Source organism: Endoryza foliicola (genome assembly GCF_050589245.1).
Taxonomy (GTDB): Bacteria; Bacteroidota; Bacteroidia; order Chitinophagales; family Chitinophagaceae; genus Endoryza; species Endoryza foliicola.
Window position 1 is genome coordinate 108677 of record NZ_JBOBEW010000009.1, and the last position, 16041, is coordinate 124717.

Sequence of the window (16041 nt, forward strand, 5' to 3'; positions counted from 1 at the left end):
CCCGAATTCAAAATAGCTGATGCGGTATCGAGAAGTTTTGGTTGGGTAGAAAATGAAAAAAGTTGAAAAAAATTCTCTAACAAGCTTTTAACAGAATTCAATTAAACTTATTAGAAAAAAGTAAATCTATAGATTTTAGAAGAAACATTTCTTTTCACAAGTAGTTCAATATCATTTAATTAAATACCAAGTACCCTTTCTTTTTTCGACAGCCCCTGGGCTGAATCGACTTTTTTTGCATATTACCCAACCAAAATACAGCGACCTGCATCAATGAATGTACACCAGCAGATGACACCTATTTCCATGGATTAATTAATACAAGGTTGTATTAACAATGACCGACATAGTCAGAACCAGTTGTATCAAAAACTGGCTCCGAGTATGATGGGGGTGTGTATGCGCTATTGCAAAAGCCGCGAAGAAGCAGAAGAATCATTGCAGGAAGGGTTTATTCAAGTATTTAATGCCATCAAACAATGCCGAGGAGAAGGAGCATTTGAAGGTTGGGTACGAAAAATTATGGTGAACACGGCCCTGCAACGCCTGCGCAGCCAGAGCTATCTTAAAGCTGTCACCTCCCATTCAGAAAATTTACCGGAAGCGGCCGACAAAGAGTACATATTACCAGCACTCAGTGCCAAAGAACTTTTAGTGGTCATTCAAAAACTTAGTCCTATGTATCGGGCTGTATTTAACTTGTATGTATTTGAAGGCCTCAAACACCGTGAAATTGCACAACTATTAAATATTTCAGAAGGAACATCAAAATCGAACCTATCGGATGCCAGAGCGATATTACAACGAGAAGTTTTAAAAATGCAAAATCTTGCCCAAGTAAAATAGTGCTATATGGAGAAAAATCTACACAATATTGACGAGCTCTTCAAGAATGGATTGGATTCCCATGAAGAAGAGTTGACCTCCCAAACATGGGACAGTATTTCCCATAAGCTGGACTTAAAAGAAAAAGAAGCACTTGAGAAAGATAATAAGAGATTGAGAAGAGTAGTATTCTGGCTTGCAGCTGCTTGTATTAGCGGTTTAATTGTAATGGCTGTGAATTGGGAGCGCAGTACTCAAAATGATCCTACTCTGGTGAAATCAAATACCACTCAGCCAAGAAGCGAAAAAGGAACGGAAGCACAAGATCAAAAAACATTGCGCAGTGCGAACGGAAAAGGGAATTTGAATGACACTGAGCAAAATGCAGCCGAACAAGCTAACGATATAGCTTCAAAGGAAATAAAAGAGGACCAACAACCCTCTCATTCCATAGTGCCGTTTCCCAAAAAGAACCGACAAAATGATGGAATTGCTCGAAATGACGAAAACAAGAGCTTGAATCAAGCGGTTACTCACAACAATTTGTCAACTAGAAAAAACAAGCTCGTTTCTTCAAACAAAATTTCCAATGAGCAGCTTTCATTAACAAGCGGAGTTGTTGTTGTAAACGGAAAAAACAACAAGGCAATTAAGGTCCAAGACAAACAGAAAACTACTACCAGTTCAAAGAATAAATTCAACAATTTATTGAACTCTTCAGAAGAAGCCATCGCTAATGAATCAGACTATGCCTCATTGAAAGTGAGAAGCATTGATCTTTTGAGCAAAGATGCGATTCAAGCAACTTCTTCAAATACCGGTATAACTTTTAATAACGCAAAAGCAACTCCCATCAAACTTAAGATTTCGAGAAAAGGGAGCTGGGATCTTGCACTTCAATACGGACAAACTAAAATACAAGAATACGTAGAAGAAGGCATTAAAGAACATCGTGAAGACGATAAAGATGAAATCAAAAGAACTCAAATAGATCAGCCAAAATCGTGGAATGTTCTGGCAACGGTATCGTACCGATTAAAGAATGGCTTGTTCTTTAGTTCAGGAGTTGGTTACTCAAGTCAAGACCGAACCATTCAACCCAAGCCAATTTTTGCCAGAAGGCCTAGAATGGGGCAACCGGCTCCTCCGGGTTCCAATGACGAGTACAAATTCAAATTCAATTGCACAGCAGGTTATGCTTTGATTGATCCAAAGAGCGCCTCTCCTGTAAACAATGGTGACAGCATCATATCGTTTGCATCAAAATCAACTTTAAACTATGTTACTATACCGGTAGGTGTAGGTTACGAGTTCAAAGTAGGTAAAATGCAATTGTTTGCACAAACCATGATTCAAACTAATATATTGGCCTCAACAAATTTGGAAACAAACTTGGAGTTTTCATCCGGGTCTATTCAGAAAAAAGATGTTGACATCATTGGGTTGAAGAAAGTATACTTCTCGGGAATTTTGGGTGCAGGAATTGCGTACGAGTTAGTACCAAGAACGTCCATTTACTTAATGCCACAAGCCGGTTTTAGCTTTGGAGCCATTACAAAAGATGCTCCAACGAGTACCTCAACCAGTGGACTCAGTTGGCAAACAGGAATCAAATTCAGTTTATAGTTTTAGTAGATACTCCAGAAAGAGCGCAAGTCCCTTGCGCTTTTTTTCTGTTAGGTCGTAGCTGATATTCTTTGTGAAATAGGTCAGCGCATCGTAATGAGCATAAGAAGTTGCGGCTACCACTTGATCAATGTGTTCGAGCCCTAGCTTATTGGCATGATTAAAATCGGCAATAAACGTTTCGGGCAAGGGCTTATTACTCACCCAAGCGGCAAAAACAAAAGGAAGCCCGGTCATCTCAATCCAAGTTTCCGCTAGATCAAATACGAACGGAAATTTAGAACGGTTTTGCAAGCAGCGATCACCAATTAACAAACCTGCAGTGTCCCCTTCTATACGGTCTACAAAATCTTCATTTGTATCAATGAATGTAACGTTGAGGTTCCAATGAAACTTAACGAGTACTTTTAAGAGGTTTACGGAGGTTCTACTTTGATAGTCGAGTAGAATGTATTTTATATCTGCGAGTGGTACTTTACTCAGCAAGCACACAGATGCCACAGGGCCAACTGCGCCAATACAAGCACTTGAAACGATGTGATATTCCTTAAGTCGAGGAATTACAGCCACCGGAACCAATCCAATATCAATTGAATTATCGAGTAAGTATTGAGCTATGTGAGAGGGGTAATCTTGGATCAATTCAATGTTCTCTTTCACCGCCTCTCGCTCCAAGCCAAATAATAAGGGCTTGGTATTCAGATAATTGACAATTCCAACCTTTATCTTCTCCAATTGAATTAATTTTGCGCAGCAAAGTTAGGGAAGCTAAGCGAAGACTTCGATAAAATATCCTGTTTTCACCCCTCCTTAACAGCTACTATTACTTATAAATGAACTGTTGAAACAAACATGGAACTTCAAGCACTTACAGCCATCTCCCCTATTGACGGTCGGTACCGTTCAAAAGTTCACCATTTGGATGAATTTTTCTCAGAATTTGCGCTCATCAAATACCGCGTATTGGTGGAGGTTGAGTATTTTCTTTTTTTAGCAGACAAGAAATTCTTCACTGCTCCGGCTGCGCTTCGAAAAGTGCTTAAAGAAACAGTGGAGCAGTTCAGTATAGAAGATGCAAAGCGCATCAAAGCCACGGAGGCCATTACAAACCATGATGTGAAGGCTGTAGAGTATTTTTTGAAAGAAAAACTTGCACAAGCCAATGCGAGTCATCTTCAAGAATGGATCCACTTTGGACTCACTTCACAAGACATCAACAATACCGCAATTCCACTTTTATGGAAACATTCTTTGGAATTCGAATACTTACCTGCTTTATTGAACTTAAACCAACAAATAAAGCTTTTAGCAGAGGAATGGAAAGATGTTTCGTTGTTGGCCAGAACCCATGGTCAAGCTGCCAGTCCAACACGATTGGGAAAAGAACTCATGGTATTTGTTGAACGATTGGAGAATCAAATTGAGCAATTAATCCAAACCCCTGTATCTGCTAAATTTGGAGGCGCTACCGGCAATTACAATGCCCATCATATTGCCTTTCCTAAAAAGAATTGGGTAAACCTAGGAAATGAATTTGTTGAAAAAGTACTGGGATTGGAACGCCAACAATTCACGACGCAAATTGAGCATTACGATACCTTGGCAGCACATTTCGATGCCCTGAAAAGAATTGATACCATTCTGATCGATTTCTGCCGCGACATTTGGACCTATGTATCCATGGACTATTTCAAACAAAGAACCAAGAAAGGAGAAATAGGATCATCGGCGATGCCGCATAAAGTAAACCCGATTGATTTTGAAAATGCAGAAGGCAATCTAGGAATCGCTAATGCCATTCTGGAGCATTTAAGCGCCAAACTCCCTATTAGTAGACTGCAACGTGATTTAACGGATTCTACCGTATTAAGAAATGTGGGCGTTCCTTTTGCTCACATCATTGTTTCAATAAAATCAATTGAAAAAGGTCTTGGAAAATTGGTGCTCAATAGTGAGAAAATCTACAGTGATTTGGATGCGAACTGGGCAGTTGTAGCAGAAGCTATTCAAACCATCTTGAGAAGAGAAAATTACCCGAAACCTTATGAGGCGTTGAAAGAGTTGACACGCGGAAAAGAAGGCATCAACAAGAAAACCATTCATGCATTTATCGGAAAATTGAAAGTTTCTGCTGCAGTGAAAAAGGAATTAAAAGCGATCACTCCTCATAACTATGTTGGTATGCATCCTAAATTCTAGATCATAAGGCACATTCCCACCAAATCAATAATTTACCGGCTTCCGCTTTTTGGTCATACCAGCGGAAGCCATTTTTTTCTAGCACTTTCTGTGAAGCCAGATGTTCTTTTTCAGTGATCGCATAGATGGTATTTACTATTGAAAGCGTTTTCAGCCACTGAATACAAGCTTGCGTAATTTCTGTTGAAATACCCTTACCCCAATACTCAGGAATCAAGGCATAGCCCAATTGCCATTTACCGGCTGAATATGTGGGAACAATTACATAGGTTCCGATAGCCCAACCAGTACTTTTTTCTTCAATCACCCATCGACCAAAGGGAGCAAGGTCTTTGTTTAGTTCTATGTGTTCTTGAATCAATTGAATGCAAGCTTCGCGCGATTTTGCCGGGCGAATGAATTGCATTACTTGGGCACTACCGTGAATAGCAGTATAGATTTCAACATCGGAAGCAAACAAGGGTCGCACAGTGTAATGTTCCGATTGAAAAATATACATTCTTTAGTTTTTATGAATTTCAGAAGTAAAGTGAAACTCGATATCGGGATTATTGGTTCGTTCAGTATTCAAGAACCATTCGCTTTGAGCGAGGTAAACCAGGTATCCGTCTTTATCTGTAGCTACGTTGTTCGATTTGAAACGTGTAAAATCGTCCAATTTTTTTGCGTCTTTACTAGAAATCCAACATGCTTTGTAGAAAGGCTGAGCGCGGAATTCAACCGATGCTCCATATTCTTGCAACAAGCGGTATTGAATTACTTCGAACTGAAGTTCACCAACGCATCCAATAATTTTCTTATTACCACCGAATTGAGTAAACAATTGCGCTACTCCTTCATCGGTTAATTGCAGCAATCCTTTCTCCAATTGTTTGGTCTTCATTGGATCTTTGTTGACTACTTCTTTAAATATCTCCGGAGAGAAAGAAGGAATCCCTGTAAAATAAAAGTCTTCGCCTTCTGTAAGGGTGTCGCCAATTTTAAAGTTTCCGGTATCAAACAATCCCACTACATCACCCGGATACGCTGCTTCAATGATGTCTTTATCGCGGGCCAAGAAAGTATAGGGGTTGCTGAAACGCACTTCTTTATCCAATCGAACGTGATGAAAGTATTTATTGCGTTCAAACTTTCCGCTGCACACACGCAAGAAGGCAATACGATCGCGGTGTTTGGGATCGAGGTTGGCATGAATTTTAAAGATGAATCCGCTGAACTTATCTTCGTTAACATCTACCGGGCGAATAGAGGTTTCGCGGCTTCTAGGGGTAGGTGCAATTCGAATGAAGGTGTCAAGCATTTCTTTCACACCGAAATTATTCACGGCACTGCCAAAGAAAACGGGTGCCACTTTTCCTTTGAGGTATTCTTCGGCATCCAATTCTCCGTGTACACCATCTACCAGTTCTACATCTTCACGAAGAATGTTTGCGTCGCGGTCGCCTACTTTTTGATCAAGCAATGCCTCACTCAGATCATTGATGGACACTACGTCTTCATCTGATCCTTTTGTATTAGCAGTAAAGAGAACCAAGTTTTTTTCATGCAAATTATACACGCCCTTAAACTCTTTACCACTATTGATGGGCCAAGTCATCGGGTGAAGATGCAGGTTCAATTCTTTTTCGATCTCTTCCAGCAAATCGAATCGATTCTTACCATCACGATCCATTTTATTGATGAAAACGATCACCGGGGTATCGCGCATACGGCAAACTTCCATTAAACGTCGGGTTTGATCCTCTACCCCATTAACACTGTCTACAACCAGAATAACACTGTCTACGGCTGTAAGGGTACGATACGTATCTTCTGCGAAATCTTTGTGACCGGGAGTATCAAGGAGATTGATAAGAATACCTTGATATTCGAAGCTCATTACGGAGGTAGCAACAGATATCCCTCTTTGGCGCTCAATTTCCATGAAGTCGGAAGTTGCGTGCTTTTTGATCTTGTTGCTTTTCACGGCACCGGCAGTTTGAATAGCGCCACCAAAAAGCAAGAGCTTCTCGGTGAGGGTAGTTTTACCGGCATCGGGGTGACTGATAATTGCGAATGTGCGTCGACGGTTGATTTCGTTTAAATACTTCATAACTATTGGCTTTCAGGTACTTAAACCTAAAAGCGGCTGCAAAGGTACTACTTTACAGTGAATAGTTAAATGTGGCCGGAATGGGCTGTTTAAGGTACTTTTAATACCTATAGGGGGTAGAATAAAGTACTTTTGCAACATGAATCCACAGTTCCAACAAATCATCATAGATGCAACGCTAGGAAGTACGAAAAAATCGCCCAACCAACCTGAACCCAATAAGTATCAAATTGCCAAAGCGGTATATCGATTCAAGCAGTTGGTGAAGTTCTACCTAAAAGATGCTTTTCTCATGGTGATTGGCATATTTGCAGCCGGATTTGGACTTAAGAGCTTCTTGTTACCGAATAATTTCATCGACGGTGGTGCAACCGGTATTTCCTTATTGATCACAGAGGTAACGAATATATCACTGGCCATCATCATATTGGTGGTGAATATTCCTTTCGTGATACTAGCTTATAAACAAATAGGAAGTGTTTTCACCATAAAAACAATTTTAGCGATATCGGGCTTGGCCTTGTGTATTGCGTTTGTTCAGTACCCCATAGTAACCAACGACAAGCTCCTCGTGAGTGTGTTTGGTGGGTTCTTTTTAGGAGCAGGAATTGGATTTGCCATGAGAGGAGGCGCGGTACTCGACGGAACAGAAGTACTGGCAATTTATTTGAGTAGAAAAACCAGCACTAGCATTGGAGACATTATTATCATTGTGAACGTTATTATCTTTGCCGTAGCGGCGAAGATTTTGGGTATTGATGCGGCTTTGTATTCCATGCTTACTTATTTAGCGGCTTCAAAAACTATCGATTTTTTAATTGAAGGTATTGAAGAATACACCGGAGTAACTATTATATCTCCTAAGAGCGAAGAGATCAGTATGATGATTACTGAGAAAATGGGACGAGGAATAACGGTGTATGCCGGTAAAGGTGGTTATGGTAAGAAAGGCTATCATTCTACAGATATGAGTATTCTTTATACAGTTATTACTCGTTTAGAGATCTCTCGTTTGAAAAATGAAATTGGCTTGATTGATCCCAATGCTTTTGTAATCATGAATTCAATAAAAGACACCAAGGGTGGCATGATTAAAAAGCGACCGCTTAAAGAAGATCATTAAAAAACTGAAGAGATACATGTTAATCAACCAACCGGCTTTTGAACAATTAAAATCTGAACTCGCATCAACCGGCACTACATTAATCGCTGTTTCAAAAACCAAACCCGTTGAAGCCATTCAAGAATTATACGATTTGGGGCAACGCGATTTTGGAGAAAACTATGTTCAAGAATTAGTAGAAAAGCAACCACTACTTCCGGAAGACATTAGATGGCATTTTATCGGTCACCTCCAATCGAACAAGGTTAAATACATTGCACCATTTGTTTATTTGATTCATGGTGTAGACAGTTTAAAACTATTGAAAGAAATCAATAAACAAGCCGCTAAACTAAATCGAACCATTCGAGTATTATTACAAGTACATATTGCAACAGAAGAAACGAAATTCGGAATGGATGAGTCAGAACTTGCTGCGGTGTTTTTAGAGCAAGATTTAAACCATGTACAAATAGGTGGATTAATGGGAATGGCTTCATTCACTGATGACTTGGAAAAAGTAAGACAGGAATTCACAACACTTGCTAAACTGGCCGAAACTTATCGGGATCATTTTAAAGAATCACCTGCCATTTTGAGTATGGGCATGAGTGGTGATTATAAAATTGCTGTTGAATGCGGCAGTACAATGATTCGGATCGGTAGCATGTTGTTTGGCGCAAGAAATTATCCTCAAAACACCCAATAAAATCCCTCCTTTGAACCGTTTCATTTTTGTTCTGATTATTGCGGTGTTTTCTTTAAATAACTCGATGCTGGCGCAAACGGGCGCTGAAAGAGATTCGAGTTATGTAGAATCATTCGATGATCAATTGACCCTACGAACTTATTTATCGCAGAAGTACACCATTTTTAATGTAAATGGGAAAGGCAATCAATATTTCTTGCAATACAGACCTAACACCAATTTGAACTTGGGATTAGGAGCCACTTACCGAGGGCTTACTATCAACTTAGGATACGGCTTAAAATTTTTGAACAAAGATTCAGATAAAGGCACCACAAAATATTTGGATTTGCAATCGCATTTATACGGTAAAAAATGGCGGATCGATGGCTTTGGACAATTTTATAAGGGCTACTTCTTGTTTCCCAAAGGAACTGCTGCTAGTTCAGTAAACAGTTATTACATACGACCTGATATAGCTGTAAATGAACTTGGTGTTAGTGCTTACTATATTTTGAATCATCGAAAATACAGCTACCGTGCAGCATTCATACAAGACGAGTGGCAAAAGAAATCTTCCGGAAGTTTATTGGTAGGAGGCGTATTTGTAGCCGGAAGAGTTAAAGGAGACAGTGCCTTTGTTCCTTCATCGAGGGCTTCTTTGTATGAGCAGGCTGCCATTCGGTATCTGAGTTATGTTCAGGCCGGACCAGGAATTGGGTACTCCTATACATGGGTATACAAAGAGCATTGGTATGCAACAGGCTCAGGAACCATTAGCATTGATTTAGGAACTGTAAATGAAAGAACCAATCAAGTAAAATATCATACTTGGCGATTGGCACCGGATCTTTTGATTCGATTGGTTGCGGGTTACAATAGTGCCGACTGGGGATTGAGCTTCTCTTGGGTTTCGAATACCAACGGCATTCGAGGCATTCATAGAACAAGTTCTTATTCTGTAAATACCGGAAACTATCGGTTTACTTTGTCTAGAAAATTTATTCCGGTTGGTGCTGTAAAAAAAATCCTGCACCGCTATGATCGAATCATTGGTGCAGGAAACTAGCAAGCAATCAGTATTGGACTATTTTAATATGGAACGTGAAATCACAATTCTTTGTACTTCACTGGTTCCTTCATAAATCTGCGTAATTTTTGCATCTCTCATCAAACGTTCTACGTGGAATTCTTTTACAAAGCCATATCCTCCGTGAACTTGTACGGCTTCTGTGGTGGTCCACATGGCTGTTTCTGATGCATATACTTTGGCCATTGACGAACTCAAGGTATAATCGAGGTGTTGATCTTTTTCCCAAGCAGCTTTCATGCAGAGCAATCGAGATGCTTCAATTCTGGTGGCCATGTCGGCTAACTTAAATTGAATGGCTTGGTGATGCATAATTTCTTTTCCAAAAGCTTTGCGTTGTTTTGAATACGCCAGTGCTAATTCGTAGGCACCGCTGGCTATTCCAAGTGCTTGAGCTGCAATTCCGATTCTACCTCCTGCTAAGGTCTTCATTGCGAATGTGAATCCAAAACCATCGGCACCGATCCTATTTTCTTTAGGCACTTTCACATCGTTGAACAAAATGCTATGTGTATCGCTGCCGCGAATTCCAAGTTTGTTTTCTTTGGCTCCAACAGTAACGCCCGGACTGTTCTTTTCTACGATAAAAGCATTGATACCTTTGCTTCCTTTGGCTGGGTCGGTTTGGGCAATCACCAAATATACACTGGCTGTAGAGCCATTGGTTATCCAGTTTTTGGTACCGTTGAGCAAGTAGTAATCCCCTTTATCTTCGGCTGTGGTTCGCTGAGAAGTGGCGTCACTTCCGGCTTCCGGTTCGCTCAATAAAAATGCTCCCAAATACAGTTCACCGTCTTTCCTTCCTTGTGCTAAAGGCGTTAGGTATTTAATTTTTTGATCCTCAGAACCAAAAGCCTCTAGTCCCCAACAAACCAAACTATTGTTAACGCTCATGGCAACACTTACAGATGCGTCAACTTTTGATATCTCTTCCATGGCTAATACGTAACTGATTGTATCCATACCGGAGCCACCGTAAGCGGGGTCTACCATCATTCCCATGAATCCCAATTCAGCCAATTTCATCAATTGTTCTTTTGGCACTTTTTGATGTTCATCGCGCTCAATTACGCCGGGCAAGCATTCTTGTTGTGCAAAATCGCGTGCCGCTTTTTGAATCATGAGATGTTCTTCTGATAACTGGAAATGCATATCAATTGATTTGAGTTGCAAAAATAACCGTTTTTTTGATAAAAACTAACGGTTGTTTGGTTTAATTTTTCATAGAATCGTTTGTGAAATACTGGTTTTAAAAGGGTTCGTTCTTGAAAAAAACATAGAAGTTTTTATTATATTTGTATCTGTTCTTAAACCAACCCTTTTATTGTATGATTTTTGGCTTAGTAGTGGGTCCCGATTCCCTTACAGAAATCGTTATAGGCCTTGGCCTTTTAGTAGTAGCAGCCTTTCTATTTATTCAGAACAATCAACTGCGTCGTCAGGTGAAAGTACTCACCGAAGAGCGAGATGCTTTGTTAGACCGTAAGCGATAATCAAATTCCTTTCTTATTTTTGGCACTCTTAAACAAATCAAAGAATGTCAAACATAAGAGTATTGGTAGTGGGCTGTGGCAATATGGGAGCTTCTCATGCCATTGCGTACACCCTCACGGAAGGAATTGAGATATGCGGTATTGTATCGACCGGCAAAAGCAAAGAAGTTTTGAATGAAAAATTAGGTGGTGGCTATCCCCTTTTTTCCGACTATTTTGAAGCTTTGGAAGCTACAAAACCCGATGCGGTTTGTATTTCAACTTACCCCGATACTCACGAGTCTTTTGCTATAGCAGCTTTTGAGAGAGGCTGTCATGTATTTATTGAAAAACCGGTTGCTGCTACAGTGGCAGGAGCACAACGCGTTGTTGATGCTGCCAAAGCAGCCAATAAGAAACTGGTGGTAGGCTATATTCTTCGTCATCATCCTTCATGGATTCGATTTATTGAGTTGGCTCAAACCATGGGAAAACCGTTGGTTATGCGCATGAATTTGAATCAGCAGAGTCATGGTTATATGTGGGATGTTCACAGAAACTTAATGAAAAGCCTCAGCCCTATTGTAGATTGTGGCGTACACTATATTGACGTGATGTGCCAAATGGTTCGTTCAAAGCCGGTATCGGTTTCTGCAATAGGTGCAAGACTTACAGAAGACATACCCGCCGGAAACTACAATTATGGACAATTACAAATTCGTTTCGAAGACGGATCAGTAGGTTGGTATGAAGCAGGTTGGGGGCCGATGGTGAGTGAAACAGCTTTTTTTGTAAAAGACGTGTTTGGACCCAAAGGCTCTGTTTCAATAGTTGCGCAAGATGCGGGTGGAAAAGGCAAATCTGATTCGGTGGAAGCACATACCAAAACCGAAAGTCTACGGGTGCACCATGCCACTATTAATGATAAAAATGAGTTCACGCAACCGGATGAATGGATCAATTTAACCGACGAGCCCGACCATCAGGAATTGTGTAATAGAGAACAACGTTATTTTGTAACAGCTATTCGAGAAGATATTGATCTCACAGATCATATGGACGATGCGGTTAACAGTTTGCGAATTGCATTTGCATGCGACGAATCGGTAAGAACCGGAAACGTTGTAAAGCTTTAATCCCCGATTTTTTAAGTAAGATTCTTCGTAATTTAGGTAAAAACTGTTTTATGCCTACAGGGACCCCTATTGCCCGTAAAACCTTCGAACCAAAAGCTAATTTGTATCCCTCAGGTTCAGAAGCCGAGCGTCTTCGCTTTATGGAATTACAAAAAGGATTCGAGAAGCAATATAAAGAGGTGTTTCCTGATAAGCTTGCTCCAAGAACCGTGGTGATTCTTCCGTCTTTAACCTTGGACCAAGACATCTTGTCGAAGGTAAAAGGTGCCATCCATTATGAAGAGCGAATGCTTTGTTTATTGATGCTACTCCGCATGCCTTTAACTAAGGTCATTTACATAACGAGTGTACCCGTTCCCGATAGTATTGTAGATTATTACTTACATATGCTTCCGGGCATTACAGATCACCATGCCAGACAACGACTTCATATGATCAGTTGCCACGATGCATCGGTACGATCTTTAACGGAGAAAGTTTTGGAGCGTCCACGTTTAATTGATAGAATTAAGAGTTTGATTCCGGATGCCGCATCGGCGCATTTAACCTGTTACAATATTACCCCACTGGAAAAAACCTTGGCTGTTCAATTGGGTATTCCTTTGTTTGGAACTGATCCCGATAAACAATACGAAGGTTCTAAATCAGGTGGCAGAAAGACTTTTCGAGAAAGCGGTGTATTGCTTCCAGACGGGTTTGAAGATTTGCATTCAAAAGAAGATGTAATTGATGCATTGGTAAAATTAAAAGAGAAATATCCTTCGCTTCGCAAGGCCGTAGTAAAACTAAACGATGGTTTCAGTGGCGATGGTAATGCCATGTACAAATACCCCCCCGAACTAGGCACTGATTTAAGAGCTGCTATAGAAAGCAGTTTTGAATCCAATTTCAAAACGGTAGCGCACGATGTATCGAATGCATTATTTTTTGAAAAGATCGTATTTATGGGAGGAATTGTTGAAGAATTTTTAGACGGTGAAATCAAAACCTCTCCTTCTGTTCAGTGCGTAATTGGCACTCATGGTGAAGTAGAAATTGTAAGTACACATGATCAAGTGTTGGGGGGCGATGATGGTCAAATCTTTATTGGTGCGATCTTTCCTGCTGATGCCGCCTACAATGTAACATTAGCGAAAGAAGGTCGAAAAATTGCTGAAACACTTTCTAAGAAAGGCGCATTGGGCCGATTTGCCATTGATTTTATTTCAGTTCAACAGGCAGATCAAAGTTGGAAACATTACGCCATTGAAATCAATCTGCGAAAAGGGGGAACTACTCATCCACTCTTGCTACTTCAATTTTTAACCGATGGGAAATACAATGATGAAACCGGATTGTATTTAACCTCTAGTGGAAACAAACGCTATTACTTTGCCTCAGACAATGTATTTAGCGAACACTACAAAGGACTCACTCCTGATGATTTGATGCACATTTCCATTTACCATGGATTAATCTATGACTCCGCTTCTCAGGAAGGGGTGATGTTTCATTTGGTAGGCGCTCTGTCGGAACATGGTAAACTGGGTGTATTGTGTGTTGGAACAAGCCCTGAGCGCGCCCGCTACTTTTACGAGAAAACACTCGAGATCCTAGATCACGAGTGCACTCCCATTATTGAAGAATAATTAATGTTGTTCAGCAATTTGAAAGGGAACGTATCCTTTGCTTAGGTAAGTTGACAAAGCTGTACGCGCAGAAAATGCTTTTTGAACTCCATCAATCAGTTGTTCTTCTTTGATGTCGCGGAATTGCATGGTTTGCCCACAGGCTACTATTGTTGCTCCGATAGATTGAAGTTGCTTTATGATGTCGGCATTTGGATTGTTGATTTTGAATTTTGCTTGATAAGCAGCGTCATTCAGCAAGCTAAGTACTGCAGCACTGTGTGTTACAATTACAACTTTAAGATGCTTTGCAGAAACACCGGCTGCTCGGTGCAGGTTGATCATACGTCCAATTTCGTCTAACCCCTCATTGATCATTCCATTTTGGTACTGTGCATTGATACCAACTGTAAAATCGAACAGGAGTTTATAATCCATGTTAGAATCGATCTTCGACTTTGGATTAGAAATTGGAAATACACCGGAAGCTACAGAGCCTTTAATTACGGGAAAAATCAACTCTGATGCACGCTTTTGCATCATAGCCGTTCTTGGATTTACCGGCACGGTATCTTTCGATTGAGCTTGGCTACTAATTGTTAAAACGGTGCATAATAAGAATGTAATCCATCCTAATTTAAAAACTTGCTTCATAAAGTGTAATTTTATAGCTACTTAAAGGTACTAAAATACCTCAGATACCATGAAACAATTCATTTTCACTTTATTATTGTTAACCGGCGTAGGTACGCTTCTTGGGTTTGGACAGCAAGACTCAATGACTACCAACAGCATTCTCAAAGGTGCCATACGCATAAAAGCACCTGCCTCACTTTTGGAAATGACACCTGAAATGTGGGAACTAAAGTATAAAATGAAACAAAGACCTGAGTTGGTACTTACCAATGAGGAAGGCACAGTAAATATCATTCTTGACTACTCGGAGCAAAAAGTGAACGAGGCACAAATTGCCGCATTCACCGGATTTCAAGCCGAGCAACTCACTAAGGCAAGGACCGATATCAAAATTCTTTCTAAAGGCACTCGAAAAGTAAATGGAAAAGAAATCGGATTCATAAAATTTAGCGCAAAGGCCATCGATCAGAAAATCTTCAACTATTATTTTTTCGCGAGTTACAATGGTCAATTGCTCCTCGGTTCATTTAATTGCGTAGAAAAACTTCAAAAGGAGTGGGAACCCATAGCAGAACAAATTGTGGGAAGTCTTCAATTGGGAAAGTAAAGGATTTGTTATCCTAGGTCAATGTTGTTACATCGAATGGGTTGTAGTTTTGTATTCTAATGAAAAGAAGTGTTTTTTTACAAACATTAGGTATAAGCTCCCTTTTTACTATGGATATGAATTTGCATGAGCTGCGCAATTTCGCAGATCAATTACCATCTACAGACCCCATGCCTGTATTATTCTTGGGCCATGGAAGCCCGATGAATGCACTTGAAGACAACGAATTCACCAGAGCATTTAAAGAAGTAGCTAAAAACATCCAAAAGCCCGCAGCCATTCTTTGTGTTTCTGCTCATTGGTTCACGAGAGGTACGTTTGTAACTGCCATGCAAATGCCCCGTACTATTCACGATTTTGGAGGCTTTCCGAGAGAATTGTATGAGGTTCAGTATCCGGCTCCGGGAAGTCCCGGCTTAGCTCAAACTACCAAAGAATTGGTAAAGAGCACCACTGTTCAACTCGATGAAACTTGGGGATTAGATCATGGTGCTTGGAGCGTGATCAAGCACCTCTACCCCGACGCTTCTGTTCCTGTAATTCAATTTAGCATCGACTATACTCGAAATGCAGAATGGCATTTCAACTTGGCAAAAGAATTGGCCTTGTTGCGAAAAAAAGGCATACTGATTATTGGAAGTGGTAATATCATTCACAATTTGGGAATGGTTGACTTTCAGAATTTCTACCGCGATAATTACGGTTACGACTGGGCAATAGAAGCCAGAGCGCTGTTCAACAAACATCTGTTAAGTGGAGATACCAAACCCTTACTTCAGTATCAAAGTTTGGGGAAGCCCGCGCTGTTATCGATACCGAGTCCCGACCACTACCTTCCGTTGATCTATACTTTAGGGTTGAAAGAAGAAAAGGATGCAATTTCATTATTCAACGATAAGTTAGTGGCAGGCTCACTCAGCATGACTTCGGTGAAAATTGGATAAATCTGTAACTTCGCACC

At 40.4% G+C, this 16041-nt stretch carries 16 protein-coding genes; 11 read left to right on the plus strand and 5 right to left on the minus strand.

Annotation, left to right across the window (positions count from 1 at the left end; translation table 11 throughout):
* Positions 1-330: 330 nt before the first annotated feature.
* Both ACQ2HE_RS18485 and ACQ2HE_RS18490 read left to right on the plus strand, forming a co-directional pair.
* Entirely contained in the window at positions 331-846 is a 516-nt protein-coding gene (locus ACQ2HE_RS18485; RefSeq protein WP_430900762.1) for an RNA polymerase sigma factor, read from the plus strand.
* A gap of 6 nt (positions 847-852) precedes the next feature.
* A complete protein-coding gene (locus ACQ2HE_RS18490) occupies positions 853-2451 on the plus strand; it encodes an outer membrane beta-barrel protein (protein WP_430900586.1) in 1599 nt (532 codons plus the stop codon).
* Here ACQ2HE_RS18490 and ACQ2HE_RS18495 read toward each other — a convergent pair.
* On the minus strand, positions 2446-3186 hold the full coding sequence (locus ACQ2HE_RS18495) for a menaquinone biosynthetic enzyme MqnA/MqnD family protein (protein ID WP_430900588.1): 741 nt from the start codon (positions 3184-3186) through the stop codon (positions 2446-2448). The genes ACQ2HE_RS18490 and ACQ2HE_RS18495 overlap by 6 nt on opposite strands.
* A gap of 117 nt (positions 3187-3303) precedes the next feature.
* Here ACQ2HE_RS18495 and purB point away from each other — a divergent pair, with 117 nt between their 5' ends.
* Positions 3304-4650: an adenylosuccinate lyase gene (gene purB, locus ACQ2HE_RS18500; protein ID WP_430900590.1), complete on the plus strand. Its 1347-nt coding sequence runs from the start codon at positions 3304-3306 to the stop codon at positions 4648-4650.
* Between the two features lies 1 nt (position 4651).
* On the opposite strand, the gene ACQ2HE_RS18505 is transcribed toward purB, so the two are convergent.
* The gene (locus ACQ2HE_RS18505; protein WP_430900592.1) at positions 4652-5149 is read right to left on the minus strand and encodes a GNAT family N-acetyltransferase; all 498 of its coding nucleotides are present in this window, start codon (positions 5147-5149) and stop codon (positions 4652-4654) included.
* Positions 5150-5152: 3 nt separating this feature from the next.
* Complete coding sequence (locus ACQ2HE_RS18510) at positions 5153-6742, minus strand: peptide chain release factor 3 (RefSeq protein ID WP_430900594.1); 1590 nt, start codon at positions 6740-6742, stop codon at positions 5153-5155.
* Positions 6743-6881: 139 nt separating this feature from the next.
* Here ACQ2HE_RS18510 and ACQ2HE_RS18515 point away from each other — a divergent pair, with 139 nt between their 5' ends.
* The 3 genes from ACQ2HE_RS18515 to ACQ2HE_RS18525 are packed head-to-tail and all read left to right on the plus strand — an operon-like array spanning position 6882 to position 9601.
* A complete protein-coding gene (locus ACQ2HE_RS18515; protein WP_430900596.1) occupies positions 6882-7865 on the plus strand; it encodes a YitT family protein in 984 nt (327 codons plus the stop codon).
* A gap of 16 nt (positions 7866-7881) precedes the next feature.
* A complete protein-coding gene (locus ACQ2HE_RS18520; protein WP_430900598.1) occupies positions 7882-8553 on the plus strand; it encodes a YggS family pyridoxal phosphate-dependent enzyme in 672 nt (223 codons plus the stop codon).
* A 10-nt stretch (positions 8554-8563) separates the two neighbouring features.
* On the plus strand, positions 8564-9601 hold the full coding sequence (locus ACQ2HE_RS18525; RefSeq protein ID WP_430900600.1) for a DUF4421 domain-containing protein: 1038 nt from the start codon (positions 8564-8566) through the stop codon (positions 9599-9601).
* Between the two features lie 18 nt (positions 9602-9619).
* Here ACQ2HE_RS18525 and ACQ2HE_RS18530 read toward each other — a convergent pair whose 3' ends face one another.
* A complete protein-coding gene (locus ACQ2HE_RS18530) occupies positions 9620-10774 on the minus strand; it encodes an acyl-CoA dehydrogenase family protein (RefSeq protein ID WP_430900601.1) in 1155 nt (384 codons plus the stop codon).
* Between the two features lie 176 nt (positions 10775-10950).
* Here ACQ2HE_RS18530 and ACQ2HE_RS18535 point away from each other — a divergent pair, with 176 nt between their 5' ends.
* Genes ACQ2HE_RS18535 through ACQ2HE_RS18545 form a run of 3 tightly spaced genes read left to right on the plus strand, consistent with a single transcriptional unit; the run spans position 10951 to position 13858 of the window.
* Positions 10951-11115 (plus strand): hypothetical protein, encoded by a 165-nt coding sequence (locus ACQ2HE_RS18535; protein ID WP_430900602.1) that lies wholly within the window; start codon positions 10951-10953, stop codon positions 11113-11115.
* A gap of 44 nt (positions 11116-11159) precedes the next feature.
* Positions 11160-12230, plus strand: a complete 1071-nt coding sequence (locus tag ACQ2HE_RS18540; RefSeq protein ID WP_430900604.1) for a Gfo/Idh/MocA family protein — start codon at positions 11160-11162, stop codon at positions 12228-12230.
* A gap of 50 nt (positions 12231-12280) precedes the next feature.
* Positions 12281-13858 (plus strand): peptide ligase PGM1-related protein, encoded by a 1578-nt coding sequence (locus ACQ2HE_RS18545; protein WP_430900606.1) that lies wholly within the window; start codon positions 12281-12283, stop codon positions 13856-13858.
* Here the strand turns inward: ACQ2HE_RS18545 and ACQ2HE_RS18550 are convergent, their stop codons facing one another.
* Entirely contained in the window at positions 13859-14491 is a 633-nt protein-coding gene (locus tag ACQ2HE_RS18550) for a DsrE family protein (RefSeq protein ID WP_430900608.1), read from the minus strand.
* A gap of 49 nt (positions 14492-14540) precedes the next feature.
* Here ACQ2HE_RS18550 and ACQ2HE_RS18555 point away from each other — a divergent pair, with 49 nt between their 5' ends.
* Both ACQ2HE_RS18555 and ygiD read left to right on the plus strand, forming a co-directional pair.
* Positions 14541-15080: a hypothetical protein gene (locus ACQ2HE_RS18555; RefSeq protein WP_430900610.1), complete on the plus strand. Its 540-nt coding sequence runs from the start codon at positions 14541-14543 to the stop codon at positions 15078-15080.
* 110 nt (positions 15081-15190) lie between these two features.
* Positions 15191-16024, plus strand: coding sequence for a 4,5-DOPA-extradiol-dioxygenase (gene ygiD, locus ACQ2HE_RS18560; protein ID WP_430900612.1), 834 nt, complete (start codon positions 15191-15193; stop codon positions 16022-16024).
* The last annotated feature ends 17 nt before the right edge of the window (positions 16025-16041 follow it).

Coding starts and splice junctions, on each gene's coding strand:
- ACQ2HE_RS18505 (WP_430900592.1), bottom strand. CDS start 5,149: ATGTATATTTTTCAATCGGAACATTACACTGTGCGACCCTTGTTTGCT.
- ACQ2HE_RS18510 (WP_430900594.1), bottom strand. CDS start 6,742: ATGAAGTATTTAAACGAAATCAACCGTCGACGCACATTCGCAATTATC.
- ACQ2HE_RS18490 (WP_430900586.1), top strand. CDS start 853: ATGGAGAAAAATCTACACAATATTGACGAGCTCTTCAAGAATGGATTG.
- ACQ2HE_RS18540 (WP_430900604.1), top strand. CDS start 11,160: ATGTCAAACATAAGAGTATTGGTAGTGGGCTGTGGCAATATGGGAGCT.
- ACQ2HE_RS18545 (WP_430900606.1), top strand. CDS start 12,281: ATGCCTACAGGGACCCCTATTGCCCGTAAAACCTTCGAACCAAAAGCT.
- ACQ2HE_RS18555 (WP_430900610.1), top strand. CDS start 14,541: ATGAAACAATTCATTTTCACTTTATTATTGTTAACCGGCGTAGGTACG.
- purB (WP_430900590.1), top strand. CDS start 3,304: ATGGAACTTCAAGCACTTACAGCCATCTCCCCTATTGACGGTCGGTAC.
- ACQ2HE_RS18530 (WP_430900601.1), bottom strand. CDS start 10,774: ATGCATTTCCAGTTATCAGAAGAACATCTCATGATTCAAAAAGCGGCA.
- ACQ2HE_RS18515 (WP_430900596.1), top strand. CDS start 6,882: ATGAATCCACAGTTCCAACAAATCATCATAGATGCAACGCTAGGAAGT.
- ygiD (WP_430900612.1), top strand. CDS start 15,191: ATGGATATGAATTTGCATGAGCTGCGCAATTTCGCAGATCAATTACCA.
- ACQ2HE_RS18535 (WP_430900602.1), top strand. CDS start 10,951: ATGATTTTTGGCTTAGTAGTGGGTCCCGATTCCCTTACAGAAATCGTT.
- ACQ2HE_RS18520 (WP_430900598.1), top strand. CDS start 7,882: ATGTTAATCAACCAACCGGCTTTTGAACAATTAAAATCTGAACTCGCA.
- ACQ2HE_RS18550 (WP_430900608.1), bottom strand. CDS start 14,491: ATGAAGCAAGTTTTTAAATTAGGATGGATTACATTCTTATTATGCACC.